The 25,136-nt window shown below is 69.2% G+C and carries 29 protein-coding genes; 7 read left to right on the top strand and 22 right to left on the bottom strand.

Annotated elements, in window-relative coordinates:
• Positions 1-31: 31 nt before the first annotated feature.
• Positions 32-535: an amino-acid N-acetyltransferase gene (locus BLV49_RS09725; RefSeq protein ID WP_091183292.1), complete on the bottom strand. Its 504-nt coding sequence runs from the start codon at positions 533-535 to the stop codon at positions 32-34.
• Positions 536-630: 95 nt separating this feature from the next.
• On the opposite strand from BLV49_RS09725, the gene BLV49_RS09720 reads away from it, so the two are divergent.
• Positions 631-1,557 (top strand): Ppx/GppA family phosphatase, encoded by a 927-nt coding sequence (locus tag BLV49_RS09720; protein WP_091183288.1) that lies wholly within the window; start codon positions 631-633, stop codon positions 1,555-1,557.
• Positions 1,558-1,694: 137 nt separating this feature from the next.
• On the opposite strand, the gene BLV49_RS09715 is transcribed toward BLV49_RS09720, so the two are convergent.
• The gene (locus tag BLV49_RS09715; protein ID WP_091183285.1) at positions 1,695-4,235 is read right to left on the bottom strand and encodes an ATP-dependent Clp protease ATP-binding subunit; all 2,541 of its coding nucleotides are present in this window, start codon (positions 4,233-4,235) and stop codon (positions 1,695-1,697) included.
• 182 nt (positions 4,236-4,417) lie between these two features.
• On the opposite strand from BLV49_RS09715, the gene BLV49_RS09710 reads away from it, so the two are divergent.
• Genes BLV49_RS09710 through BLV49_RS09695 form a run of 4 tightly spaced genes read left to right on the top strand, consistent with a single transcriptional unit; the run spans position 4,418 to position 6,532 of the window.
• Complete coding sequence (locus BLV49_RS09710; RefSeq protein WP_091183283.1) at positions 4,418-5,050, top strand: hypothetical protein; 633 nt, start codon at positions 4,418-4,420, stop codon at positions 5,048-5,050.
• Complete coding sequence (locus BLV49_RS09705) at positions 5,050-5,658, top strand: DUF2975 domain-containing protein (RefSeq protein ID WP_091183280.1); 609 nt, start codon at positions 5,050-5,052, stop codon at positions 5,656-5,658. Before BLV49_RS09710 ends, BLV49_RS09705 begins: the two co-directional genes overlap by 1 nt.
• Positions 5,658-6,305 carry a hypothetical protein gene (locus tag BLV49_RS09700; protein ID WP_091183277.1) on the top strand — a complete coding sequence of 216 codons (648 nt, stop codon included), beginning with the start codon at positions 5,658-5,660 and terminating at the stop codon, positions 6,303-6,305. Before BLV49_RS09705 ends, BLV49_RS09700 begins: the two co-directional genes overlap by 1 nt.
• On the top strand, positions 6,305-6,532 hold the full coding sequence (locus tag BLV49_RS09695; protein WP_091183273.1) for a helix-turn-helix domain-containing protein: 228 nt from the start codon (positions 6,305-6,307) through the stop codon (positions 6,530-6,532). The genes BLV49_RS09700 and BLV49_RS09695 overlap by 1 nt, the downstream gene beginning before the upstream one ends.
• Before the next feature lie 3 nt (positions 6,533-6,535).
• On the opposite strand, the gene BLV49_RS09690 is transcribed toward BLV49_RS09695, so the two are convergent.
• The 3 genes from BLV49_RS09690 to cls form a co-directional block, all read right to left on the bottom strand.
• Entirely contained in the window at positions 6,536-7,429 is an 894-nt protein-coding gene (locus BLV49_RS09690; RefSeq protein WP_091183269.1) for a patatin-like phospholipase family protein, read from the bottom strand.
• A gap of 182 nt (positions 7,430-7,611) precedes the next feature.
• Positions 7,612-8,337: a ZIP family metal transporter gene (locus tag BLV49_RS09685; protein ID WP_091183265.1), complete on the bottom strand. Its 726-nt coding sequence runs from the start codon at positions 8,335-8,337 to the stop codon at positions 7,612-7,614.
• 44 nt (positions 8,338-8,381) lie between these two features.
• On the bottom strand, positions 8,382-9,887 hold the full coding sequence (gene cls, locus BLV49_RS09680) for a cardiolipin synthase (protein ID WP_091187141.1): 1,506 nt from the start codon (positions 9,885-9,887) through the stop codon (positions 8,382-8,384).
• 189 nt (positions 9,888-10,076) lie between these two features.
• Here cls and BLV49_RS09675 point away from each other — a divergent pair, with 189 nt between their 5' ends.
• Positions 10,077-11,735 (top strand): GAF domain-containing sensor histidine kinase, encoded by a 1,659-nt coding sequence (locus tag BLV49_RS09675; RefSeq protein WP_091183262.1) that lies wholly within the window; start codon positions 10,077-10,079, stop codon positions 11,733-11,735.
• A gap of 4 nt (positions 11,736-11,739) precedes the next feature.
• Positions 11,740-12,378, top strand: a complete 639-nt coding sequence (locus BLV49_RS09670; protein WP_091183260.1) for a response regulator — start codon at positions 11,740-11,742, stop codon at positions 12,376-12,378.
• Here the strand turns inward: BLV49_RS09670 and BLV49_RS09665 are convergent.
• From BLV49_RS09665 to hpt, 17 genes are all read right to left on the bottom strand, one after another.
• Positions 12,345-12,758: a hypothetical protein gene (locus BLV49_RS09665; RefSeq protein WP_091183257.1), complete on the bottom strand. Its 414-nt coding sequence runs from the start codon at positions 12,756-12,758 to the stop codon at positions 12,345-12,347. The two genes, BLV49_RS09670 and BLV49_RS09665, sit on opposite strands and share 34 nt — an antisense overlap.
• Before the next feature lie 62 nt (positions 12,759-12,820).
• A complete protein-coding gene (locus tag BLV49_RS09660) occupies positions 12,821-13,015 on the bottom strand; it encodes a hypothetical protein (protein WP_342706623.1) in 195 nt (64 codons plus the stop codon).
• A gap of 32 nt (positions 13,016-13,047) precedes the next feature.
• Positions 13,048-13,194 carry a hypothetical protein gene (locus BLV49_RS16890; RefSeq protein ID WP_176980805.1) on the bottom strand — a complete coding sequence of 49 codons (147 nt, stop codon included), beginning with the start codon at positions 13,192-13,194 and terminating at the stop codon, positions 13,048-13,050.
• Positions 13,195-13,198: 4 nt separating this feature from the next.
• Complete coding sequence (lysS, locus tag BLV49_RS09655; protein ID WP_091183253.1) at positions 13,199-14,707, bottom strand: lysine--tRNA ligase; 1,509 nt, start codon at positions 14,705-14,707, stop codon at positions 13,199-13,201.
• A gap of 91 nt (positions 14,708-14,798) precedes the next feature.
• Positions 14,799-15,485 carry a Rossmann-like and DUF2520 domain-containing protein gene (locus BLV49_RS09650; RefSeq protein WP_091183250.1) on the bottom strand — a complete coding sequence of 229 codons (687 nt, stop codon included), beginning with the start codon at positions 15,483-15,485 and terminating at the stop codon, positions 14,799-14,801.
• Positions 15,482-17,107 (bottom strand): PH domain-containing protein, encoded by a 1,626-nt coding sequence (locus BLV49_RS09645; protein ID WP_091183246.1) that lies wholly within the window; start codon positions 17,105-17,107, stop codon positions 15,482-15,484. The genes BLV49_RS09650 and BLV49_RS09645 overlap by 4 nt, the downstream gene beginning before the upstream one ends.
• Positions 17,104-17,664: a PH domain-containing protein gene (locus BLV49_RS09640; RefSeq protein WP_091187133.1), complete on the bottom strand. Its 561-nt coding sequence runs from the start codon at positions 17,662-17,664 to the stop codon at positions 17,104-17,106. Before BLV49_RS09640 ends, BLV49_RS09645 begins: the two co-directional genes overlap by 4 nt.
• Positions 17,639-18,109, bottom strand: coding sequence for a DUF3180 domain-containing protein (locus tag BLV49_RS09635; RefSeq protein ID WP_091183241.1), 471 nt, complete (start codon positions 18,107-18,109; stop codon positions 17,639-17,641). Before BLV49_RS09635 ends, BLV49_RS09640 begins: the two co-directional genes overlap by 26 nt.
• Positions 18,106-18,612: a 2-amino-4-hydroxy-6-hydroxymethyldihydropteridine diphosphokinase gene (folK, locus tag BLV49_RS09630; RefSeq protein WP_091183236.1), complete on the bottom strand. Its 507-nt coding sequence runs from the start codon at positions 18,610-18,612 to the stop codon at positions 18,106-18,108. The genes BLV49_RS09635 and folK overlap by 4 nt, the downstream gene beginning before the upstream one ends.
• Positions 18,612-18,992 carry a dihydroneopterin aldolase gene (folB, locus tag BLV49_RS09625; protein ID WP_245723601.1) on the bottom strand — a complete coding sequence of 127 codons (381 nt, stop codon included), beginning with the start codon at positions 18,990-18,992 and terminating at the stop codon, positions 18,612-18,614. The genes folK and folB overlap by 1 nt, the downstream gene beginning before the upstream one ends.
• Positions 18,993-19,032: 40 nt before the next feature.
• Positions 19,033-19,635 (bottom strand): CbiQ family ECF transporter T component, encoded by a 603-nt coding sequence (locus tag BLV49_RS09620; RefSeq protein WP_176980804.1) that lies wholly within the window; start codon positions 19,633-19,635, stop codon positions 19,033-19,035.
• Positions 19,632-20,351 carry an energy-coupling factor ABC transporter ATP-binding protein gene (locus tag BLV49_RS09615; RefSeq protein WP_245723600.1) on the bottom strand — a complete coding sequence of 240 codons (720 nt, stop codon included), beginning with the start codon at positions 20,349-20,351 and terminating at the stop codon, positions 19,632-19,634. The genes BLV49_RS09620 and BLV49_RS09615 overlap by 4 nt, the downstream gene beginning before the upstream one ends.
• A complete protein-coding gene (locus tag BLV49_RS09610) occupies positions 20,348-20,944 on the bottom strand; it encodes a biotin transporter BioY (RefSeq protein ID WP_091183229.1) in 597 nt (198 codons plus the stop codon). The genes BLV49_RS09615 and BLV49_RS09610 overlap by 4 nt, the downstream gene beginning before the upstream one ends.
• A gap of 90 nt (positions 20,945-21,034) precedes the next feature.
• Positions 21,035-21,835 carry a dihydropteroate synthase gene (folP, locus tag BLV49_RS09605; protein ID WP_091183226.1) on the bottom strand — a complete coding sequence of 267 codons (801 nt, stop codon included), beginning with the start codon at positions 21,833-21,835 and terminating at the stop codon, positions 21,035-21,037.
• Positions 21,832-22,413, bottom strand: a complete 582-nt coding sequence (folE, locus tag BLV49_RS09600) for a GTP cyclohydrolase I (protein ID WP_091183223.1) — start codon at positions 22,411-22,413, stop codon at positions 21,832-21,834. The genes folP and folE overlap by 4 nt, the downstream gene beginning before the upstream one ends.
• Before the next feature lie 4 nt (positions 22,414-22,417).
• Complete coding sequence (ftsH, locus tag BLV49_RS09595; protein ID WP_091183221.1) at positions 22,418-24,433, bottom strand: ATP-dependent zinc metalloprotease FtsH; 2,016 nt, start codon at positions 24,431-24,433, stop codon at positions 22,418-22,420.
• Positions 24,434-24,557: 124 nt separating this feature from the next.
• Positions 24,558-25,115, bottom strand: a complete 558-nt coding sequence (gene hpt / locus BLV49_RS09590) for a hypoxanthine phosphoribosyltransferase (protein ID WP_091183218.1) — start codon at positions 25,113-25,115, stop codon at positions 24,558-24,560.
• Positions 25,116-25,136: the final 21 nt, after the last annotated feature.

Raw genomic sequence — 25,136 nt, 5'->3', positions numbered from 1 at the left:
TGACTGCGCGGATGCGCACGACCCCGGTGGCTCAGAGGGAGCGCAGCATCCGGGTGTTGCCGAGCGTGTTGGGCTTCACGCGAGCGAGGTCTAGGAACTCCGCCACGCCCTCATCGGTCGAGCGGACGAGCTCGGAATACACGTCGGGCGCGACGACGCCCTCGCCAATGGGCGCATAGCCGTGGCGCGTGAAGAAGTCGACTTCGAAGGTCAGGCAGAACAAGCGCGAGAGGCCGAGCTCGAGCGCGTCCTCCTGCAGCTGCGTGAGCAGCGTGTGTCCGACGCCCTTGCCGAGCCACGGGTCGGCGACCGCGAGCGTGCGCACTTCGCCGAGGTCCTCCCACATCACGTGCAGGGCGCCGCAGCCGATGATCTCGCCCTCGCTCGTCTCGGCGACGCGGAACTCCTGCACCGCCTCGTAGAACACGACGCGCTCCTTGCCGAGCAGGATGCGCCGCTGCACGAGCGGCTCGATGAGGGCCTGAATGAGAGGAACGTCGCTCGTGCGCGCCCAGCGCACTCGATACTCTGCCACGACCCACCCTCCTGCCGGGCTCTTCGCCCGAACGGCCGCAAGTTTAGTAGCGGCTGGCTGGATGGCGGGTGAACGGCGCGCGCTATCGTTCTTCTATGCGCCTGGGAGTCCTCGACGTCGGTTCGAACACCGTTCACCTGCTCATCGTCGACGCGCACCCCGGCGCGCATCCCGAGCCGATGGCGAGCCACAAGTCGGTGCTGCGCCTGATGCGCTATCTGCAGGACGACGGTTCGATCAGCGACGAGGGTGTCGAGGCGATCGTCGCCGCCGTGCGCGGCGCCGCGGAACTCGCCGAGCGCAGCAGCCTCGACGGCTTCATTCCCATGGCCACGTCCGCGATCCGCGAGGCGACGAACGGACCCGAAGTGCTCAATCTCGTCACGGCCGAGACGGGCATCGACCTGCAGGTGCTCTCGGGAGAGGACGAGGCGAAGCTCACCTTTCTCGCCGTGCGCCGCTGGTACGGCTGGTCCGCGGGCAACATTCTGCTGTTCGACATCGGCGGCGGCTCCCTCGAGATCTCGCTCGGCAAAGACGAGTACCCGACGGTCGGGCTCAGCGTCCCGCTCGGCGCCGGCCGCTCAACTATCGAGTTCATGCCCGACGACCCGCCCACGCAAGCGCAGCAGGACGCCCTTCGCGGCCATGCCCGCGACATCCTCGAGAAGGCGGTGCACGAGTTCGACGAGCTTCCCTCACCCTCGCAGGTCGTCGGCTCGTCGAAGACGATCCGCTCCCTCGCACGCCTCGCGGGTTCCGTCCGCGACGGCGTGGGAGACAGCGATCGGATGCTGCTGCGCCGCAGCCAGCTCGATGACTGGGTTCCGCGGCTCGCCCGCATTCCCGCGGCATCCCGACCCGAGCTTCCGGGCATCACGATCGACCGCACCTTCCAGATCGTCGCGGGCGGCATCGTGCTCTCGGAGGCCATGCGCGCCTTCGACGTGAAAGAGCTCGACGTGTCACCGTGGGCGATGCGCGAGGGAGTTCTGCTGCGCTACCTCGACCACTTGGACTGAGCCGCACGCTTCAATCGTGGCAAATCGCGAAGGCCCGGCGTCCTTCGAGCAGTTTGCCACGAATGAACGGCCCCTGATAGGCACGAATGCAGCGAAGAGGCCGCTGACGAATCAGCGGCCTCTTTCGGTGTAAGCGGTTACGCGCTGCGCGGCTTGTCGGTGATCGCGAGATCGGGAGTCGAGCCGCCCGTGCCGAGCGGCGCGTTCGAGTTGATTCCCGCGCCGATCGACTCGTCGCGAACGGTCGTCGTGAACACGAACTTCCCGTCGGCGAAGTCGACGTGCACGTGGTCGCCCGGGTTGAGCTCGCCGTGCAGGATCTTCTCGCTCAGCTCGTCCTCCACCTGGCTCTGCATCGCGCGACGCAGCGGCCGGGCACCGAGCGCCGGGTCGAAGCCGACCTCGATGAGGCGCTCCTTGGCGGGAACGGTGAGCTCGATCGTCATGTCGCGATCCAGCATCCGCTCGCTCAAGCGCTTCGTGAACAGGTCGACGATCTGCAGGAGCTCGGTCTTCGACAGCTGCGGGAACACGATCGTGTCGTCGACACGGTTGAGGAACTCGGGCTTGAAGTGCTTCTTGAGCTCCTCCGTGACCTTCGCCTTCATCGTCTCGTAGTTCGTCGCCGTGTCGCCCTCGATCTGGAAGCCGACCGGGCCGCCGGCAATGCCCTGCGAGCCAAGGTTCGTGGTCATGATGATGACGGTGTTCTTGAAGTCGATCACGCGACCCTGGCCATCCGTCAGGCGTCCCTCTTCCAGGATCTGGAGGAGCGAGTTGAAGATGTCGGGGTGCGCCTTCTCGATCTCGTCGAACAGCACGACGCTGAACGGCTTGCGGCGAACCTTCTCGGTGAGCTGGCCGCCCTCTTCGAAGCCGACGAAGCCGGGAGGGGCACCGAACAGCCGTGAGACCGTGTGCTTCTCGCCGAACTCGCTCATGTCGAGCGCAATGAGCGCGTCCTCGTCGTCGAACAGGAACTCGGCGAGCGCCTTGGCGAGCTCGGTCTTTCCGACGCCCGTGGGGCCGGCGAAGATGAACGAGCCGCTCGGGCGCTTCGGGTCCTTGAGGCCGGCGCGGGTGCGGCGGATCGTGCGGGACAGCGCCGAGATGGCCTCGTCCTGCCCGATGACGCGCTCGTGCAGCGCCTTCTCCATGAACACGAGGCGGCTGGACTCCTCCTCGGTGAGCTTGAAGACCGGGATGCCGGTGGCCTGCGCGAGCACTTCGGCGATGAGTCCTTCGTCCACCGTCGCGGTGGCCTTGACCTCGCCGCTGCGCCACTGCTTCTCGAGGCGGAGTCGCTCGCCGAGGAGGTTCTTCTCCTCGTCGCGCAGGCTCGCGGCCTTCTCGAAGTCCTGGTCCTCGATCGCGGCTTCCTTCGCCTGGCGCACGTTCGAGATCTTCTCGTCGAACTCGCGCAGCTCGGGCGGGCTCGACAGGATCGACAGGCGCAGGCGGGCACCGGCCTCGTCGATCAGGTCGATCGCCTTGTCGGGCAGGAAGCGGTCGGAGATGTAGCGGTCGGAGAGGTTCGCGGCGGCGACGAGGGCGCCGTCGGTGATGGACACCTTGTGGTGCGCCTCGTACCGGTCGCGCAGCCCCTTGAGGATGTTGATCGTGTGCGGCAGCGACGGCTCGTCGACCTGGATCGGCTGGAACCGGCGCTCGAGCGCGGCATCCTTCTCGAAGTGCTTGCGATACTCGTCGAGCGTCGTCGCACCGATCGTCTGCAGCTCGCCGCGGGCGAGCAGCGGCTTCAGGATGCTGGCGGCGTCGATCGCGCCCTCGGCCGCACCGGCGCCGACGAGCGTGTGGATCTCGTCGATGAAGACGATGATGTCGCCGCGCGTGCGGATCTCCTTCGTGACCTTCTTCAGGCGCTCCTCGAAGTCGCCGCGGTAGCGGCTGCCGGCGATGAGCGAGCCGAGGTCGAGCGAGTACAGCTGCTTGTCCTTCAGCGTCTCGGGAACCTCGCCCTTGACGATCGCCTGCGCGAGCCCCTCGACGACGGCGGTCTTGCCGACGCCGGGCTCACCGATCAGCACGGGGTTGTTCTTCGAACGGCGCGAGAGGATCTGCATGACCCGCTCGATCTCCTTCTCGCGGCCGATCACGGGATCGAGCTTGTTCTCGCGCGCTGCCTGCGTGAGGTTGCGGCCGAACTGGTCGAGAATCTGCGAGCCGCCCTGCGCGGTGGGCTCGCTCGTGCTTCCGCCCACGGCGGCGGTCTCCTTGCCCTGGTAGCCCGAGAGCAGCTGGATGACCTGCTGGCGCACGCGGTTGAGGTCAGCTCCCAGCTTGACCAGGACCTGCGCGGCGACGCCTTCGCCCTCGCGGATGAGACCGAGCAGGATGTGCTCGGTTCCGATGTAGTTGTGGCCGAGCTGCAGCGCCTCGCGCAGGCTCAGCTCAAGAACCTTCTTGGCGCGCGGCGTGAAGGGGATGTGGCCTGTCGGCTGCTGCTGGCCGGTGCCGATGATGTCGGTCACCTGCTCGCGGACAGCGTCAAGGGAGATCCCCATGGACTCGAGCGCCTTCGCGGCGACACCCTCACCCTCGTGGATGAGACCGAGCAGGATGTGCTCGGTGCCGATGTAGTTGTGGTTGAGCATCTTGGCCTCTTCTTGGGCCAGGACAACGACTCGACGGGCTCGATCGGTGAATCTCTCGAACATCTTCACTCCTTTCGACACCACGGGCTGGGACGGATGTCGATACACACAGCGTAACGACCAATCCCCACGAGACTTCCCCCTGTTCGCCCATGGCGTGACGGTGTAGGGGCGAACGTTGACACGCATAACGAAAGTCGATAACTTAACGATTATCGTTGTTATCGACTTTCGTTAGGCAGACCATGAGCGCGAGAAATCCAGTCCTCCCGAGCAAAAAGAGACAGACGGATGCCGCGACAGCGGTCATCACCCTCGTCATCGCCTCCGTCGCGGCGCTGTTCGGCCTCGCCATGACCCTGATCGGCGTCCTCGGCATCGTGAACGCCTTCGTCGGCGAGGAGCTCATCATCCCGGTGAGCGCGGATGCCGCCGCGAGCGTGGCCGGCGCCGAGGCCGGAGCGAACGGCCTTGCCGCCGCGACGTTCACGGGCGCCGACGCCCATGTCGCCAACGCGAGCGGGCTCGTACGGCTCTTGGTCGGATCGCACGCCCTGCTCAGCATGGTCGTCGAGGTTTCGGTCGCCGCGACGATCAGCATCCTGTGCATCGCCCTCGTCCGCGGCCGGCCCTTCGTCCCTCTGCTTCGCCGGTCGATCGTCGCCCTGGCGTTCGTGCTCGTGATTGTCGGCAGCCTCGCCAGGGCGGCCCTCGCCTTCGCCAACCTCGAGCTCGCCACCGAATGGGACCTGGCCGCCTTCCCGCCGGCCGCCGTATTCGACTTCACGCCGATGATCGTCGGCGTCGTCCTCGCCCTGCTCGCGACGGCCTTCACCGTCGGCGAGCGCCTGCAGCGCGACACGGAAGGACTCGTCTGATGAACCAGCAGCTCACGTTCAAAGAGATGCGAGACGTCCGCTCGGCGATTCTCTTCGGCGCCGTCGGGGCGGCGTGGGTCATCATCGTCGCGATAATCGACATCAGCTCGATGTTCACGCCAGACGGCATTCTCGTGACCGCTCGGTTCGCGGCCGACGCCTCGCCGGGCACCGTCGAGGTGGGCAGCGTGAGCGCCGTCGCGGCGGTGACCGAGGCGCGATTCCTGGCGCCGGACATCCCGTGGCTGTCGACCGCTGGACTCGTCATGGCCATCGTCGCTCGCGCCCTCAGCTATCTCATCGTGATCGCCTGCGGCATTGGCGTGTGCCGCAGTCTCACCGCAGGACGCGCGTTCAGCCGGCAGAACGCACGGCTCGTGTTCATGGCGGGCGTGGGCTTGTTCGTCTGCACCTTGCTCGTCTACATGGGCATGACGCTCGGCCTCAATGGAGCGTTCGCCTCGATCGGCTATGAGACTGACACGATGCCAGCAAACACTCCAGCCGGATACTGGCCGTCAATCTTTGCGGGATTCGCGCTGACTGTTGTCGCAATCGCGTTCCGCGCGGGCGAGCGCCTGCAGCGCGACACGGAAGGACTCGTCTGATGAACAGCTCGATCCTCAAGGCAGTCGCGGGACGCGGCGCCCTTCTGACGATCATGGTCATCGCCGCGCTCGTCGGGCTCGTCGCCGTCGGCCTCGCGATCTGGTTCGTGGAATGGACCTACAGTCGTCCGTTCGCGTTCTCCGTCGGCTACGCGGCGCCTGGATACCCGGACGTGGCGAGCACGGCGGAGACCGCGCAGTTCTACGACTCGATCAGCGTCGAATCGGATGAGCCGCTGGACGCCTCTCGCGCACTCCGCTCGGTCGCGATCGCCCTGCCCTTGACGATGTTCGTCGCCGGAGCGCTCGGCGTCATCGTCCTGGCGCGCCGTCTGCTCAGCAGCCGCCCCTTCGCACGGGCGGCGCGCGGACTGCTCGTCGCGATCGCCGCCCTCGCCGCTGCGGTTGGCATCGCCGTCCCCGCGCTCGAGGCGGCCGCGACCGCTTCGGCGGTCGCCGCTTTGAGCATGCCGACGGACGGGTTCCACGTCGCTGACCCCGATTCTCAGGCGTGGGTGGTGCCGGCCGGCTTCGAACTGCAGGACCTCAACTGGCCGGTGCTCGCCCTGGCCACGGTGCTCCTGCTCATCGCCCTGGTGTGGCGGCACGGCGAGCGCCTGCAGCGCGACACGGAAGGGCTCGTCTGATGGCTCGCGAACCGGCCGAGGAGCCGAGCGGCATCCACTGTCGCCTCGACGAGCTACTCGCCGAGCGGAACCTGACCCTCACCCAGCTGAGCGAGCTCGTGGGCCTGAGCATCGTGAACCTGTCGGTGCTCAAGAACGACCGGGCGAAGGCGATCCGGTTCTCGACGCTCGTCGCGATCTGCGACGCCTTACGGTGCACGCCGGGCGACCTGCTCGTGCGCTCCTGAACCTCAACACCAGAATTCACTCAGCTGCTCGGCACGGGCCTTCCCCTGGGCGTAGCCCGCGCGGGCGGCGCTCGGGCGCAGCGACAGGTCCATCGCGTTGGTGCCGAACAGTGCCTCGCTGTCAGGGAAGACGGTTTCGACGCTGCTCCCGCACGCGCGCAGTTCGTCGAGCTGCGCCTCGAGGTGCACACCCCACTCGAGCGGCATGAGCGTTCTGCCGCCGAAGGGCGAGAGCACGAGCACCCGCTCGCAACCGGCGGCGAGATCCGCGTTGTCGGCGTTCGAGCGATAGCCGCCATCAAGGTACCGGTCGTCGCCGATCGCGAAGGGAAGGCCGCTCGAGCAGCTCGCGGCGACGGCGTCGACGAGGTCGACCCCGCTGTCGCGGTCGAAGACGACCGGGTCCCCGCTGCGGGCGTCGATGGCCGTGATGAGCACCGTTCGCGCGGGCCAGTGCGGGCTGGGCAGCCGCTTCGCGACGATCGCGTGCCAGCGCGCCGACCAGGAGCCGTCCGAGGCCGCGTCGAGCGTGAGCGCCGCCGCGGCGATCCGGCGACGGTAGTCGGCGGCATCCGATGAGGCGGCGATGATCGCCGTCATCCGCTCGAGCTGGTCCGCGACCGGCTTGCCGGGCGCCCGACCAGCCCCTGCCGGTCCAGTGCGCGACGGCGGGGCGGCAACCGTGGCGGCGTACACTTCGGGCGGCGTGGCGCCGGCGATCTGGGCGGCGGCTGTCGAGCCGGCCGAGGTGCCGATCGTCACATCGGCTGTCGTGACGTCCAGTCCGGCATCGTAAAGGCCGGCGATCACGCCGATCAGCCACGCGTTGCCGGTGGAGCCTCCGCCGCCGAGAACCAGGGCTCGCGTGCGCGGAGATGAGGAGGGTGTTGTGTTCATGGGAGTGGCCCTTCGCGATTGCGTGGGGCGCTCCCGGTGGCGACTATCGGAGTCGCGCGATCGTGGACGGCAGGGGAGCACCCACTGCGGAAACTGCGTTCATGGGTCTCACCTCCTGCTGTCGGATCACGATCGTGATGACGGTAGCACAGCGTTGACGCGAGGGGAACAGCGCAGCGTGCTCAGCCGAGTTGGTGCACGCCGAAGCTCGCGAAGAAGCCGAGCACGGCGATGAGCCCTGTGAACGACTTCGCATCGCGGAAGGCCTCGGGGATCATCGTGTCGCAGATCATGGCGAGGATGGCTCCCGCGGCGACGGCGGTGACGAACGAGGTCACCGCGGGGTCGACGTTCTGCATGAGGGCGTAGCCCCCGAGGGAGGACAGCGCGCACGCGATCGTGATGCCCGTCCACAGCGCGAACACGTACGTCGCGCTCTTCTCCGGCTTGAGGTACGCGGTGGACGACAGGCCTTCGGGCAGGTTCGAGATGATGACGGCGAGCAGGATCGGGATGCTCAGCTGCCCGCCGCCGACGAGGCTGAGGCCGAGGACGGCGGTCTCCGGGATGCCGTCGAGCAGCGCTCCGAGGGCGATGCCGACCCCGGTTCCCGGGCTCTCGCCTGTGCCGGGGCGGTTGCGCGCGTCGACGACATCGAGGATCAGGTTCAGGCCGACATAGAACACGGCACCGCCGATGAAGCCGAACATGGTGGGCCAGAACCCGCCGGCGTCGGCGGCCTCCCCGATCAGGTCGAACGCGAGCGCCGAGATGAGCACGCCCGAGCCGAACGCCATGACCGTGGCGACGACGCGCCCGGGCACCTTGAGGAACCAGGCGATGAGGGCGCCCACGACGAGGGCAAGGCCGGAGACGAAGCCGGCGACAGCTGCGAGGAGCCACTCCATGTCGAAAGCCTAGACCCCAGCCGATCGGATGCCGGGCGGCGGCGTCACTGCAGGGCGGAGGTGAGCCGCGCGAGGTTGTCGAGCACGGTCGAGCGCAGCGGCTGCTTGAGCCACTCGTCAAGACTGAGCTCGCGGCTCTTGGAGCGGTACTCGTCCTCGATGCTGCGCATGTCCCTGACGAAGTCCTCGCCGCGCACGAGCAGTGAGATCTCGAGGTTGAGTCCGAACGAGCGCATGTCCATGTTGCTTGAGCCGAGAACGGCGACCTCACTGTCGATGGTGAAGTGCTTGGAGTGCAGGATGAACGGCTTCGGGTACAGGAAGATGCGCACGCCGGCCCGCAGCAGCGCCTCGTAGTAGGAGCGCTGAGCGTGGTACACGGTGGGCTGGTCGCCGATCTCGGAGACGAACAGGTCGACGGGGACCCCGCGCTGCACGGCGGTCGTCACGGCGTAGAGAAGGGGCTCGTCCGGGACGAAATAGGGACTCGTGATGACGATCCGCTCTTGCGCGGCCCAGAGCAGGCCGAGAAACAGACGCAGGTTGTTCTCGCCCTCGAAGCCGGGGCCGGACGGCACGACCTGACATGCGAGGTCTCCGGTGACGGGCGCGGCCGTGAGCTCGACCTCTTCGCGCCGCACCGACGTCTCGATGAGCAGCTCATCGGTCTCGCTGTACCAGTCGGTGAGGAAGATGGCGTTGATCGCACCGACGACGGGACCGTCGACGCGGGCCTGCAGCTCCTGCCACTTGAGGCCGCGGCGGATGTTTGAACGCTTGTTGTAGCTGCGGTCGATGATGTTCTGCGAGCCGATCCAGGCGACGCTGCCGTCGACGACGAGGAGCTTGCGGTGGTTGCGGAGGTCGGGACGCTGCCACTTCCATTTGAGCGGATCGAGCGGCAGCATCCGGTGCCAGTCGGCGCCCATGGCGGTGAGCCGGCGGGTCATCTTGTGGTAGCCGCGCGTGCGCAGCGAGGCGACGTGGTCGAAGAGCACGCGTACTTCCACACCGCGCTTCTCGGCGTTCTCGAGGGCGTCGAAGAACGGCGCCGTCGTCTCGTCGAGGCAGAGGATGTAGAACTCGACGTGGACCCAGTCGACGGCGCGGTCGATGTCGTCGATCATGCCTTGCAGCGACTCGCCGTAGTCCGCGTGCAGCGTCGCCGAGTTCCCGCCCATGAGCGGGAAGCCGCCGAGGTGCTGGTTGAGGTACACGAGCGACGGCAGCCACTCGGGCGTCTCGGCGAGCGTCGCGTCGTGCGGGAGCTCCGCGACGACGGACGCGATGTAGCTGTTGATGTCGTCCTGTCGCTTGCGGCGCTTGCGCGGCAGCTTCGGATTGCCGATGAGCAGGAAGAGGAAGACGCCGGCGAAGGGGATGAAGAAGATGGCCAGGAGCCAGCCCATCGCCGCTGACGGCATCCGATTGCGGGGCACGTAGATGACGGCGAGGATGCGGATGGTGAGGTCGGCGAGGAAGACGACGATCGCCCACCAGCCGAAGCTCACGCCGAAGATCTCGATGACGGCCTCGTCGATGTCAAGCATCTCGTTCACCGCCTTGACGCGGGAACGGCCGCTCGTGGTGGACCGTCATGATCCCGATGATATCGGGGCGGCGAGTGTTCTCCGGAATCACGCCACGCTGTCTCGCTCACCGCGCAAGGCCGTTGGCGCGCACGCGCAACGGCGCTACACTCCCGCTAAGCCGGGCGTCGGCGGGGCGGGGGAAACCTCATGAGCAGCGATGACACACTCGACTTCCCTGACCTGCCGCGCGCCGAACTCGACCGTACCCTCAGCGCGCTCGTGGATCTCGCCGGTCAAGTGCGCCGGACCCAGGGCCGGCTGCGCGCCCTGCTGCGGGCGAACCGCATGGTCGTCGCGCACCTCGAGCTGCCGACGGTGCTGCAGCGGATCGTCGAGACGGCAGTGGACCTCGTGGATGCGCAGTACGGAGCGCTCGGCGTGCTCGGGGCGGACGGCACCCTTGAACAGCTCGTGCAAGTGGGGATGTCGCCTGAGGAGGTCGACGCGGTCGGGCACCTGCCGGTCGGTGTCGGTCTCGTCGGAGCGCTCACGGAGGAGGGCCGCCCCATCCGGCTGCGTCACGTGGCGGAGGATCCCCGTGCTGCCGGCTTCCCTGCCGGGCATCCCCCGATGGAGAGCTTCCTCGGGGTGCCGATCCGCGTGCGCGGGGAGGTCTACGGCAACCTCTATCTTGCGAACCAGTCCTCGGGCGAGTTCAGCGCCGACGACGAACAGCTCATCGCGTCGCTCGCCGGCACCGCCGGATTCGCGATAGAGAATGCGCGCCTGTTCGCCGAGACGCAGCGCCGGCAGGCGTGGGCGACGGCCTCGGCAGAAGTCACCTCTGCCCTGTTCACTCCGCAGCACGACGACATGACACCGTTCATCGCAGCCCGCGTGCTCGCCGCCACCGAGTCGGCGCGACTCAGCATCGCGCGCGAGGGCGATCCCATTCGCACGTTCACGGCGACGCCGGACGGCGGCGCGGAGGAGCTGCCGGGGGTGCCGTCGTCACCGCTCGTGCGGCACGTCCTCGAGAATCGGGGCCCCTACCTCACCGACGCGGACGAGGCCGCTCTCGGTCCCACGATGGTGCTGCCGCTCAGCGCCTCGCCGTACGCGCCGGGAGCGGTCGTGATCTCCCGACAGAGCCAGGCGACGCGGTTCACCGCCGCGGAACTCGACATGGCCGCCGACTTCGCCGGACGCATCGACTTGGCGAAGCAGCTCGCCGAGGCGCGAGTGAACGAGCAGCGGATGCTGCTGCTGGAGGATCGGGCGCGCATCGCACGCGACCTGCACGACCACGTCATCCAGCAGCTGTTCGCGACCGGACTCGAGCTGCAGGCGACGCTGCCGGGTCTCGACACAGCCGCCGCCGAGCCTGTCGGCCGAGCCGTGACGACGCTCGACGACACGATCGCGCGCATCCGCACCGTCATCTTCGCCCTCTCGCGGTCGCGCGAGGACTCCCCCACCATCCGCGACCGCGTGCTCGCCGTCGTCGGCGAGCTCGCGCACGCGCTTCCCCCGTCACCGCAAGTCGCGTTCGCCGGCCCCGTCGATCTCGTTGTCACGAACGAGATCGCCGATGACGTCGTCGCCGTCACGCGGGAGGCGCTGACGAATATCGTGCGGCACGCCTCCGCGCACAACGCCTCACTCACGCTCACGGCTGCGGACGGCAGCGTCACGGTCGAGGTCGTCGACGACGGCGTGGGCGCCGCGGGAGCCGGACGGCGCAGCGGGCTCGCGAACCTGAGCGCGAGAGCGCGCCGACGCCGGGGCACGTGCGCGTTCGAGTCGCGGCCGGGCGAGACGCGCTTGCGCTGGTCGGTTCCCGCTGAGCTTCCGAAGGGCGAGTGAGGCCATGCGCGTCTTCATTGTGGACGACCAGGACATCGTGCGGCGCGGCGTGATCGGGCTGTGCCAGGCGGAACCCGATATCGAGATCGTGGGAGAGGCCGCGACCGCCGCGCAAGCGCGCTCGCGCATTCTCGCGACGCGCCCCGACGTCGCCGTTCTCGACATGCGGCTGCCCGACGGGGACGGCATCGCGATCTGCCGTGACGTACGCTCCCGGGATCCCGGCGTGCGCTGCATCATCCTCACCGCCTACGACGATGACGAGGCGATCACCTCGGCCGTCATGGCCGGCGCGTCCGCGTACGTGCTCAAGGAGGTGCGCGGCAACCGGCTCGTTGAGACGATCCGCGCCGTGTCGGCGGGAGCTGTCCTCATCGATGCCGGGCTCAGTCACACGATCGTGGAGCGGATCCGGGCGGACCACGAGGGCGACCCGCGCCTGTCCGCGCTCTCGACGCGCGAGAGCGAAGTCCTCGCGCTCATCGCCGACGGCTTGACGAATCGCGAGATCGGCGAGCGCCTCTCGCTCGCGGAGAAGACGGTGAAGAACTATGTGTCGAGCCTGCTCGGGAAGCTCGGGCTGCAGCGGCGCACGCAGGCCGCCGCGCTTCACCTGACGAGTCGACCGCCGACGAGGTACTGAACCTCGGGGAACGGTGCGCGTGCCGGCGGCTCCGGTGCGGGCATCGCTCGCCGGGAGCGAGCATCCGCCTCTTCAACGAGGCTCGTCGCCGCCTTGTCCCAGAGCAGGGACTGGCCGCACTCCTCCGCATGGTCGAGGCGTTCGCCGACGAGAGCGACGAAGACGTGGCCGACGCGCTGGATGTAGCCGATGCGGCGCGAGTCGCGGCTGATGACGTAGAGGTCGTCGGCCGTCTCGCGCACGTCGAGCGGAATGATCTGCAGCGCGTCGTCTCTGCCGAACACGCGGAGCGGGACGCTCATCGTGCGCGCTCCCGCGCCGGCTGCGATGGCTTCACGCGGTGGCGCCGCGACCTCTGTGGCGAATTCGACGGTGTTCATACCACAAGGCTATGTAGCGGCATGACCCCCGAATAGGGTCTTAGGACCCGGCTCGCCGGGAGTCAGCTGTGAGTCGATGGCTTGGGCTTTGCCGGCAGGCCGCGGCGTGCGCGCTCCTCCGCCTCGATCTCGCTGTAGACGCGACGCTCGTTGCGGTCGATGTGGAAGATGGCGCGAAGAACCACGTAGAACAGCGCGAACAGAAGGATGGTCGGCAGCACCGACCACGCCGCGTTCAACCAGAAGTTCTCAATCATTTGCTCTCATGATACCTCTGAACGGCGGCGCATCAGCCGCCCGTGATGATGCCCCATACGCCGGAGACGATGAGGTAGATGCCGAGTCCCGCGCCGATGATCCACAGCGCCTTCCGGTTGGTGCTCGGGGCGTCCTTGTGCTTGGGGTCCAGCTCGTCTTTGGGCAGGTAGTCGTTCATGGCGTCATTTCACGAGGGGGAACAGGATGGTCTCTCGGATGCCGAGGCCGGTGAGCGCCATGAGCAGGCGGTCGATGCCCATGCCCATGCCGCCCGTCGGGGGCATTCCGAACTCGAGGGCGCGCAGGAACTCCTCGTCGAGGTGCATCGCCTCGAGGTCGCCGCCGGCGGCGAGCTTCGCCTGCTCGACGAAGCGCTCGCGCTGCACGACGGGGTCGACGAGCTCCGAGTAGCCCGTGGCGAGTTCGAACCCGCGCACGTAGAGGTCCCACTTCTCGACGACGCCAGGGATCGAGCGGTGAGCCCGCACGAGCGGGCTCGTGTCGACGGGGAAGTCCATGACGAACGTCGGCCGCTCGAGGTCCGCCTTGACGAAGTGCTCCCACAGCTCCTCGACGTACTTGCCGTGGATGGGGTGCGGCACGTCGATGCCGGCCTCGTCCGCGAGGGCCTTGAGCTCGCCGATCGGCGTCTCCGGCGAGATGCGTCGGCCGGCGGCATCCGACAGGCTCTCGAACATCGAGAGGCGGTCCCACTGACCGCCCAGGTCGTATTCCGTGCCGTCGGCCCACGTCACGACGTGGGAGCCGGCGATGTCCGTCGCGGCGTTCTGGATGAGCGCCTGCGTGAGGTCGGCGATGGAGTTGTAGTCGCCGTACGCCTGGTACGCCTCGAGCATCGCGAACTCCGGGCTGTGCGTCGAGTCGGCGCCCTCGTTGCGGAAGTTGCGGTTGATCTCGTAGACGTGGTCGATACCGCCCACGACGGCGCGCTTGAGGTACAGCTCAGGGGCGATGCGGAGGTACAGCTCGGTGTCGAAGGCATTCGAGTGCGTCTCGAACGGCCGGGCCGCGGCGCCGCCGTGCATGACCTGCAGCATCGGCGTCTCGATCTCGATGAAGCCGCGATCCGTGAACGTCTTCCGCAGGCTCGCGACGGTCTGCGCACGCATGACGACGTTCTGGCGGGCCTGCTCGCGCACGATCAGGTCGAGGTAACGGCTACGGACGCGGGTCTCTTCGCTCAGCTCGTTGTGCAGGTTCGGCAGCGGGAGAACGGCCTTCGACGCGATCTGCCACGCGGCGACCATGATCGACAGCTCGCCGCGGCGGCTCGAGATCACCTCGCCCGAGACGAAGACGTGGTCGCCGAGGTCGACGAGGTCCTTCCACTCGGCGAGGCTCTCCTCGCCGACGGAGGCGAGGCTAACCATCGCCTGGACGCGCGTGCCGTCACCGGACTGCAGGCTCGCGAAGCACAGCTTCCCGGTGTTGCGCAAGTGCACGACGCGGCCGGCCACGCCGACGATCTCGCCCGTCGTCGTGTCGGGCTCGAGCTCGCCCCACTGCGCGCGCACCTCGGGGATCGTGTGCGTGACGGGAACGCTCACCGGGTAGGCGCCGCCGCCCGCGCTCTCCGCTTTCGCGATGAGCCGCTCGCGCTTTTCGAGTCGCACCTGCTTCTGCTGGGAGATCTCCTCGGCGGTGGGCTCGTCGGTGCGAATGTCGGTCATGCAGCAACCTTCTGGTCTGGCGGGCGGAAGTGAAAGTGTGGCCGCCAAGCGGCGCTGCCCAGTTTACCCGGCGCGGCCGTGACGGATGCCGTCAGCGCTCGGCCGAGAGGGCGTCATCGACGGCGCTGCGCACGAGCGACGACAAGTAGGCGCCCGGTTGCTCCACGCCGATCTGCGCGAGCAGCCCCGAGGCCTGCTCGACGATCGCGCGGGAGAACGCGCTCGCCGTCTCGATCGCCTCGGCGTAGGTCGCTCGGTCCTCCTCGGCGACGACGACGGGTTCGCCGCCCATCTCGACCACGAGGGCCTGGCCGATGGGCAGCACGGGAGCCGGCGCCGTCACGGCGAAGAACGTCTCGGCGAGCCGGGCGAGGTCGATCGAGGTTCCCGTGAACGACATGGCCGGGTGAATGGCGAGCGGGATGCCGCCAGCCGCTGCCGCCGGCCGGAGAACGCCGATCCCGTGCCGGGCGGAGGTGTGCACGACGAGCTGCCCAGGCTGCCACGTCCCGGTCGCGGCGAGTCCGGCGACGAGGCCCTCGAGCTCGTCGTCGGGAACGGCGATGAGCACGAGTTCGCTGCGCTCCACGATCGCGGGCACCTCGAGGACCGGCACCCCGGGAAGCAGCGCGTCGGCGCGCTCCCTGCTGGCCTCCGACACGGCGGAGATGCCGACGAGCGCGTGGCCGGCGCCGGCGAGCGCCGACGCGAGGACCGGGCCGACGTGGCCCGCCCCGATGACGCCGACGCCGAGTCGTCCGGCCCGCTGGCTCGTCATTCGGGGTCCGCCGCCCAGTGCTCGCTCGTGTCGGCCGCCGCGGCGCTGATCGCCGCCGTCGTCACGCGGTCGAAGAAGCGCAGCGCGTCGTCGCGGCCGAGCTGGCTCACGCGCGCCGACACGGGACCGAGAACGGTGTGCGCGTGCCCTGTCGCGAGGGTGCGCCGGCGCTGCCACGGCCCTTGCGTGATCTTCACCGACTGGATGCGCGCGAGGGGCACGATCGCAAGGCGTCGGTGGGCGAATCCGTCGCGGGTGACGAGAACGTCGCCGAGCAGCGCGAAGCCCACGCGGCGCCACGTGAGCGGGTTGAAGATCCACGAGCGGCGCGGCGCCGTCGTGTAGTCGTCGTCGCTTCCCGTGCCGAGAAGCCCGCGGCGCACGAGGTCGTCGCCTGACTCGGGCGGCAGCCCGGGCAGCAGCAGCGCGAGCACGCGCGCGACGTCGTCGAGGTCGCCGACGGGCATGACGGTGCCCGACTGCTGCTTCTGCTGCGCGTTCGCGGAGCTGCCCTGCACGGCCGTGTTGATTCGGATCTCCCACCAGCCGAGCGGACGCCAGATGAGCGGCTGCCGCACTTCGATCGCGTGGATGCGCCCGGGCGGCAGCGTCTCGTTCGAGGTGGACAGCAGCCCGTAGCCGATGCGCACGCCGTGCGGCGTCGCGGCGATCGAGTAGCGCAGGAACTTCGTGAACCGCGACCAGTAGTAGGTCGCGAAGCCGATCATGGCGGGCAGGATGCCGAACAGCACCCACGGCGTGCCGACGATCGACGAGACGATGATCGCGATGATGAACGCGAGCAGCACGATCGTCGTGCCGCTCAGCACGACCGAGCCGAGAAGCCGAAGCGGCGGGATGCGCACGACCGACGCAGGCGTGGCGGCATCCTGCTCCCAGTCGGGAACGATCAGCTCGTTCACGCGGGCGGTGACATAGTCGGATGCCGCTCCCGCCGCGCCCGGCGACGGCGGAGCGCCCGCGGGACCGGCCGTCGGCTGCGGCTGCCCCTTCGCGCCGGAGGACAGCCGAAGGATGTCGCGCCGCAGCCCGTCGGTCTTCGCGGAGCCGAGGTAGGCGAGCTCGACGCTCGCGCCCTGCCCCGCGACGGAGACCTGCAGCTTCGCCGCGCCGAACAGCCGCGGGATGAGCGGCCGGTTGACGTTGATGCCCTGGATGCGATCGAGCGCCGCGCGCCGGTGCCGGCGGAAGAGGATGCCGCTTCGCACCTCGACGGCCTCTTGCGTGACGCGGAACGAGTGCATGCGCCACGACAGGTAGAACCCGGCGATGAGCACGACGAGCACGAGCGCGACGACGGCGAGCGCCCAGCCGACGAGGTGCTCGGCGAGGATCCAGTCGATCGGGTCGCCCTCGTAGTCGCGGAACTCGTCGCCGCCCGTGAACAGCGAGATGAGCCGCTCGCGCATGTTCGCGATGAGATAGCCGAGCACCGCGACGAGGAACAGGCCGCCGCGCAGCAGCGGCGTCGCCGGGTGCAGACGGTGCCACTGCCCGTCGGCGAGGGTGTCGTCGCCGAGCTGGCGGGCCGCCTCGGCGACGGTTCCCGGCTGCGGTGCGGGGGCGTCCGGATGCTGCGCCGGCAGCTGATTGTCGCTCACAGTCCCGCCCGGCGGGACTCCGCCACCTCGACGAGGTGGTCGCGCAGCGCCTCGGCCTCCTCCTGCGGCAGGCCGGGGATCGACACGCCCGTCGCCGCGGCGGCGGTCACGAGCTTGAGCTCCGACAGGCCGAGGGCGCGTGCGAGCGGACCCTGCGTGATGTCGACGAGCTGCATGCGGCCGTAGGGCACGGCGACGATGCGCTGCCACATGATGCCGCGGCGGAACACGAGGTCGTCGTCGCGCAGCTGGTAGCCGATCGCGCGCACCTGGCGCGGCGTGATGACGAGCACGATGATGCCGACGAAAACGACGACGCCGAACGGGATCCACAGCCACGGCTCCCCGGCGAGCGCGCCGATGAGCAGCCCGGCGAGGATGACCAGGAGCACGACGAGGCTTCCCGCGACCTGCACGGCGAGGTACTTGGGCGACACGCGCCGCCACTGCATGACCTCGAGCTGCAGCCGGCCGGCCGCGCGCGGCTCGATCAGGTTCGAGTCGTGCGGGTTGAGGGCGGGTTCGCCAGGCTCAGGCGTCGGAGGCGTCTGGGTCATCGTCGTCATCGTCCTTCGGAAGTCGGCAGAGGTGTTCGGCCACGAGTCCCGCGGCCATCAGCAGCACGGCGCCGGCGGCCATGGCGCCCGCGAGCCACACCGATGCTACCCCGGGCAGCACCGTGCGGCTCAGCATGAAGCCGAGCATGCCGATGCCCGCGCCGAGGAACACGGCGCCCGCGAAGCTCGACGCCTTCGCGAGCGAGACCACGCGCGTCGCGGCGAACGGGTCGATGCGCTTCTGCGACTTCCCCGTCACCGAGCGCCGGATCGGGATCGCGAAGCCGAGCACGACGCCGCCGACGATGACGAGCGTGATGGGCAGCGTGAGTTCTGGCACGATCATGGGCCTGCCGTTCGCGACCATGGCGAGCTCGAGGAGGTAGCCGACGAGGATGCCGATGGCGCCGAGCACGAGCAGCGACGTCGGCCGCGTGCGGCTCATGCGTCGCCCTCGAGCCGCGCGCGCAGGTCGGCGATCCGGCCGAGCCCCGGAATGGCGGCATCCGGTTCGATCTCGAGCCACGGGTCGAGAACGAAGGCGCGCTCGGCGGCGCGCGGGTGCGGGATCGTGAGCGCGTCATCGTCCTGCCGCAGGTCGCCGTAGGTGATGATGTCGATGTCGAGGGTGCGGCTGCCCCAGCGTTCGGCGCGCACGCGACCGTGCGCGTTCTCGATGTTGCTGACGGCGGCGAGCAGCTGCCGCGGCCGCAGCACCGTGCGCACGATGACGACGCCGTTGAGGTACGTCGGCTCGCTCGCGTCCTCGCCGTGCAGGGTGAGCGCGACGGACTCCGTGAACGACGACACCCGGTCGACCATGATGCCGGGCGTGCGCCGCAGGTCCTCGACGGCGCCCTCGAGGGTCGCCTGCCGGTCGCCGAGGTTCGAGCCGAGCGCGAGCACGGCGCGCATCTCGCGCAGCGGGATCACCGGGTCGTGCAGCATCAGGCCTCGCCCCGCTCACGGGTGATCGTGACGGCGACGTCGTCGAACGGCACGGTGATGGGCGCTTCCGGCTTGTGCACGGTGACGCGCGCTCGGGCGACGGCGGCGAAGCCGAGAGCGGCGGCGGCGACGCGTTCGGCGACGGTCTCGATGAGGTCGGCGGCGTCGGAGGCGAGCGCCGCGGCGACCTGCTCGGCCAGCTCGCCGTAGTGCACGGTGTCGGTCAGGTCGTCGGATGCCGCGGCGCGCCGCAGATCGGTCCACACCGTCACGTCCGCGACGAACGGCTGACCGGCCTCGCGCTCGTGCGCGAACACCCCGTGGTGCGCGTGCACGCGGATGCCGGTGAGGCGGATCGTGTCGAGGTCGTCGGTGTTCACGCCTACAACTCTGCCACGCTTGGGCATCCGCCGCGGAGTCTCACTCCACGCCGCGAGCGGCGAGCGCGTCGGCGGTGTCGTCGGCGTGCCGCAGCGACTGCACGAGAAGCGGCACGACGTAGGCGCGCACGCTCAGCCGGCCGCCGCGGGCGCGCTGCGCGTCACGCAACTGCTCGGCGAGGCCCGTGATCACGGGAACGGCGCGGATCGTGAGCGCGAGCACGAGGCCGATGCGGTCCGGGTTCACGCCGAGACGGCGGAACGGGACGAGCGCGCGCTGCACCGTGTCGAGCATCGCGCTCGTGCGGGTCGTGAGCGTCACGAGCGCCGCGAGCAGCAGCACGAGCACCATGCGCGCGGCGTTGCCGAGCACCGTCGGGATCGGCATGAACAGCAGCGGCACGGCGACGACGAAGACGATGAGCAGCCGGATCGCGAGCACCTGGCGCCACAGCTCGCCGAGCCCGAGTCCGGCAACGAGGTACAGGGCGATCACGAGCACCGCTGCGCCGCCGAGGTTCCAGGCGGCGGGTGCGGGAACCGTGATTACGACGGCGAGCAGCACGAGGCCGAGCAGCTTCGCCCCAGCCGGCAGGCGGTGCAGGATGCTGCTGCCCGCCCGGTACTGCCCGAGCGTCGTCACGGCGCCGCCACGACCTCGGCGAGGTAGCGGTCGACGACCGGCGCCGGCTCCCCCGCCGTGACGAGCCGCCCGCGGTCGAACAGCAGCGCCTCGTCGCACGCGGCGGCGAGCCGGAGGTCGTGGGTGACGATGACGCTCTGCTGCGGCAGGCCGAGCAGCAGGTCGCCGATGCGGCGGGCGTTGCGTGCGTCGAGCAGGGTCGTGGGCTCGTCGGCGACGACGAGGCTCGGTCCGGCGGCGAGCACCGACGCGATGGCGAGCAGCTGCTTCTGCCCGCCCGAGAGGTCGTGCGCCGGCACGTCCGCGCGATCGGCGAGCCCGTTCTCGGCGAGCACGAGGCCGACGCGCTCGGCGATCTCGGCGCGCGAGAGCCCGCGGCCGCGCAGCGAGAACGCCACGTCTTCCGCGACGGTCGGCATGACGATCTGCGCGTCCGGGTTCGTGAACACGAAGCCGACGCGCCTTCGCAGTGCCCGCACATCCTTTGCGGCGTCGAGGCCGCCGACGGTGACGCGTCCGCTCGTCGGGGTGCGGAGACCGTTGAGCAGCCGCGCGAACGTCGACTTGCCGGAGCCGTTGAGGCCGATGACCGCGATCTTGCGCGCTGCCGTCACGAGGCTCACGTCATCGAGAGCCACGACCTCCCGGTCGGCTGCGGCGTGCCGGACCGAGACGTGATCGAGTTCGATCACGCTCTCGCCGGCCGCCGCGTTCACGGCGCGACCGTGGCGGGCTGCTTCTTCACGGCCAGCAGGCGGCGCTCGAAGCCGAAGGCGCGCGGGTACGCCTTCCACACGGCGAGCGTCAGCGCGACGGTGAGCGCCGCCTTGATCGCGTCACCGGGCAGGAACACGTAGTTCGCGGCGATCGCATCCGGAATCGAGAGGCCGAGCACAGCGGCCATGACGGGGATGCCGACGGCGTAGACGACGAGGATGCCGCCGACGACCGAGCCGAGCGCCACCCGCCACCACACGGGCCGGCGGGCGCCGGCGTGCACGATGGCGCCCACGACGGCGGCGCCGACGATCCAGCCGAGCATGTATCCCGCCGTCGGGCCGAAGAACACGCCGATGCCGCCGCGTCCGCCCGAGAGCAGCGGCAGCCCCGCCGCGGCGAGAACGAGAAGCACGATGACGGATGCCGCTCCACGCCACCAGCCGAGTATGGCGCCGGCGAGCATGACGCCGAGCGTCTGCAGCGTGATCGGCACGGCGCCGCCGACGCTGATGGCGCCGGGGATGCCGAGCACGGCGATGAGGGCCGCGAACACGGCGATGCGGGTGATGTCGTTGAGGGTTGTCTTCACGATTACCCAGCGTGCCAGCCCGCGGGCCGCCGCGCGATTGTGCGCTCCGCCCTCATCCGGGGCAAACGTTTGTAGACGGCATCCAAGAACTCAGTCCCGTCCGGCGTCGACCGCGTCGAGGACGTTGAAGGCCGTCCGCGTGCCCACGACGTCGTGAACGCGCACCGCCCAGATGCCCGCTTGCGAGCACAGCATGCTGATCGCCGCCGTCGCGGGATCCCGCTCTGCCGGTTGCGCGCCGACGGGCGAGACGGTGGCGAGGAAGCGCTTGCGGCTCGCGCCGATGAGCACTCGGTCGGCGAGCGGCGCGTAGGTCTCGAGATGGCCGAGGATCGCCCAGTTGTGCTCAGGGTTCTTCGAGAAGCCGAGACCGGGGTCGAGGATGAGCCGCGATCGGTCGATGCCTGCGGCCGTGAGCGCGTCGACGCGCTCCGTGAGCTCGTCGCGCACGACCGCGACGACGTCGTCGTAGTGCACGCGCTCGTGCGGATCGGTGAGGTAGCCGCGCCAGTGCATGGCGACGAAGTCGAGCCCTGTCTCGGCGGCCACCGCGGGCATGTCGGAATCGAGCAGTCCGCCCGAGACGTCGTTGATCATCGCGGCGCCGGCCGCCGCCGCCGCAGCGGCCGTCGAGGCGTGCATCGTGTCGACGCTCACGCGAACGCCGTCAGCGACGAGCCGCTCGATCACGGGGATCACGCGACGCTGCTCCTCGGTGGGGTCGACGAGGTCGGCGCCCGGACGCGTGGACTCGCCGCCGACGTCGATGAGGTCCGCGCCCTCGCTCACGAGCGCCCGGGCGTGCGCGATCGCCGCGTCGTGGTCGAAGTAGCGCCCGCCGTCGCTGAACGAATCGGGAGTGACGTTCACGACGCCCATGATCAGCGTCACGACTGGGGACCCTTGCCGAGGAGGGCGAACAGCTCCGCCCGCTCGAGCGGATTGCGCAGGATGCCGCGACTGGCCACGGTCACGGTCGTGGAGCCGGCCTGGCGCGTTCCTCGAGCGGTGACGCACGCGTGCTGCGCGTCGAGAACGACGAGCACGCCCTTCGCGCCTAGACCCGTCTCGATCGTCTCGGCGATCTGCTCGCCGAGCCGCTCCTGCACTTGCGGCCGGGCGGCGAGCACGCCGACAACGCGCGGAATGCGGCCGAGGCCGACGACTTTCTCGTCGGGCACGTAGGCGACGTCGGCGGTGCCGAGGAACGGCAGCAGGTGATGTTCGCACATCGACCGGAACGCGATGCCGCGCACGAGCACAGCCTCCCCCGCTTCGGACGGGTCGAGCGGCATGCCCTCGCCGAGGTGCTGCAGCGGGTCCTCGCCGACGCCGCTGAAGAACTCCGCGTACGCGTCGGCGACGCGCTGGGGCGTCTGTTCGAGTCCCGGTCGGTCGACGGACTCGCCGATCGCGGCGATCAGCTCACGTGTCGCCGCTTCGATGCGCTCGCGATCCACTCTCGCCATGGCTCTAGGCCGTAGCGGGCCGGGGCTTCCCGTGTCCGGTCTGCGACTGCTCGGACGCCGCCTGGCCGTCCTCCGACGTCACGCCGCCGTCCGTCGCGCCGGGCTGGATGGGCGCCTTCGGCGTCGGGATCTGCACGGGAGGACGATCGCTCACCGGGCGCTCATCGCTCGAGAGCCACACGGGGCGCTCGGGCAGCTTCTTGACCGGCTTGAAGATGTCCTCGAGCTGGTTGTGGTCGAGCGTCTCCTTCTCGAGAAGCTCCGACGCGAGCCGGTCGAGGATGTCACGGTTGTCGTTGATGACCTGCCACGCCTCGTTGTGCGCCTGCTCGATGAGGTCGCGCACCTGACGGTCGACGTGCTCGGCGAGCTGCTCCGAGTAGTCGCGCTGGTGGCCCATGTCGCGACCGAGGAACATCTCGCCGGAGGCCTGGCCGAGCTTGACAGGTCCGACGTCCGTCGTCATGCCGTACTCGGTGACCATCTTGCGGGCGATGCCCGTCGCCTTCTCGATGTCGTTCGAGGCGCCCGTCGTGGGGTCGTGGAACACGATCTCCTCGGCGACGCGGCCGCCCATCGCGTAGGCGAGCTGGTCGAGCAGTTCGTTGCGGGTGACGGAGTACTTGTCCTCGAGCGGCAGCACCATCGTGTAGCCGAGGGCGCGACCACGCGGCAGGATCGTGATCTTCGTCACGGGGTCCGTGTGGTTCATCGCCGCCGCGGCGAGAGCGTGACCGCCCTCGTGGTACGCCGTGATGAGCTTCTCCTTGTCGTTCATCACGCGCGTGCGGCGCTGCGGACCCGCGACCACGCGGTCGATGGCCTCGTCGAGCGCACGGTTGTCGATGAGCTGCGCGTTCGAGCGCGCCGTGAGCAGCGCAGCCTCGTTGAGCACGTTGGCGAGGTCGGCGCCCGTGAAGCCGGGCGTCTTGCGCGCGACGACGTCGAGGTCGACGCCTTCCGCGAGCGGCTTGCCGCGGCCGTGCACCTCGAGGATCTTCCGGCGGCCGTTGAGGTCGGGCGCGTCGACGCCGATCTGCCGGTCGAAGCGGCCCGGCCGCAGCAGCGCGGGGTCGAGGATGTCGGGACGGTTCGTCGCCGCGATGAGGATGACGTTCGTCTTGGGGTCGAAGCCGTCCATCTCGACGAGCAGCTGGTTCAGCGTCTGCTCGCGCTCGTCGTGCCCGCCGCCCATGCCGGCGCCGCGGTGGCGGCCGACGGCGTCGATCTCGTCGACGAAGATGATGGCGGGCGAGTTCTCCTTCGCCTGCTGGAACAGGTCGCGCACGCGGCTCGCGCCGACGCCGACGAACATCTCGACGAAGTCCGAGCCCGAGATGGAGTAGAACGGCACGCCCGCCTCGCCGGCGACGGCGCGTGCGAGAAGGGTCTTACCGGTTCCGGGAGGGCCGTACAGCAGCACGCCCTTGGGGATGCGGGCGCCGACCGCCTGGAACTTGGCCGGGTCCTTGAGGAAGTCCTTGATCTCCTCGAGCTCCTCGATCGCCTCGTCCGCGCCGGCGACGTCGTCGAAGGTCACCTTCGGCGACTCCTTCGAGACGAGCTTCGCCTTCGACTTCCCGAACTGCATGACCTTGCTGCCGCCGCCCTGCATGCTCGAGAGCATCCACCAGAAGAACACGCCGACGAGGAGCAGCGGGATGAGGATGCTCGCCATCGAGAGCCACCAGTTGCTCTGCGGCACCTTGTCGTTGAAGCCGTCCTTCGGGGCGGCCGAGTCCACGGCCTTCACGACGTCGTTCGCGCGCGCGTCGACGAAGTAGAACTGCACGAGCTTGCCGTTGTCGCCGTCGGCCTTGGAGAGGGTGAGGTCGACGCGGTTCTCGCCCTGCGTGATGACGGCCTGGCTCACGGTCGAGCCCTTGAGCAGCTCAAGACCATCCTGGGTGGAGATCTCCTTGTAGCCGCCGATGTTCAGCAGGCTCGACCCGATCCAGAAGGCGATTATCGCGATCAGAATGTACGGGATGGGGCCTTTGAAGATGCGCTTCAGGTTCATGGGAGAGCTGCGGCTCAACACCTTTCCGGTGGGACGACGGGAGGGCGTTTCCCGTGCTGACTAGGGTAGCGTCACCCGGCTGTGCGCGGCCTCGATGTTCCCCGAGGGCGTACAGGGAGAGCGGTCACTCGCCGGTGTACACGTGCGGCGCGAGCACGGCGACGTCGCGCAGGTTGCGGTAGCGCTCCGCATAGTCGAGGCCGTAGCCCACGACGAAGTCGTTGGGGATGTCGAAGCCGACGTACTTGCAGTCGATCTCGACCTTCGCGGCGGCGGGTTTGCGCAGCAGCGCGCACACCTCGATCGACGCGGCACCGCGGGAGGCGAAGTTGTCGAGAAGCCACGAGAGCGTGAGGCCGGAGTCGATGATGTCCTCGACGATGAGCACGTGGCGGCCGGCCATGTCGGTGTCGAGGTCCTTGCGGATCTGCACGACGCCGCTCGACTTCGTGCTCGTGCCGTAGCTCGACACGGCCATCCAGTCGATCTCGACGTTGTGCGAGAGATGACGCGACAGGTCGGCCATGACCATGACGGCGCCTTTCAGCACGCCGACGAGCAAGAGCTCCTTGCCCGCGTAGTCGGCGTCGATCTGCTTCCCGAGCTCGGCAAGCTTCTCGTGGATCTGCTCCTCGGTGACGAGGACGGTTGTCAGGTCAGTGCGGATGTCGCTCGCGTGCATGAGAACGAGTGTACGTGCCTC

It is taken from the genome of Paramicrobacterium humi (genome assembly GCF_900105715.1).
Classification (GTDB): Bacteria; Actinomycetota; Actinomycetes; order Actinomycetales; family Microbacteriaceae; genus Paramicrobacterium; species Paramicrobacterium humi.
The sequence above is the reverse complement of the archived record's forward strand: the minus strand, read 5'-3'. Positions and strand labels throughout refer to the sequence as shown.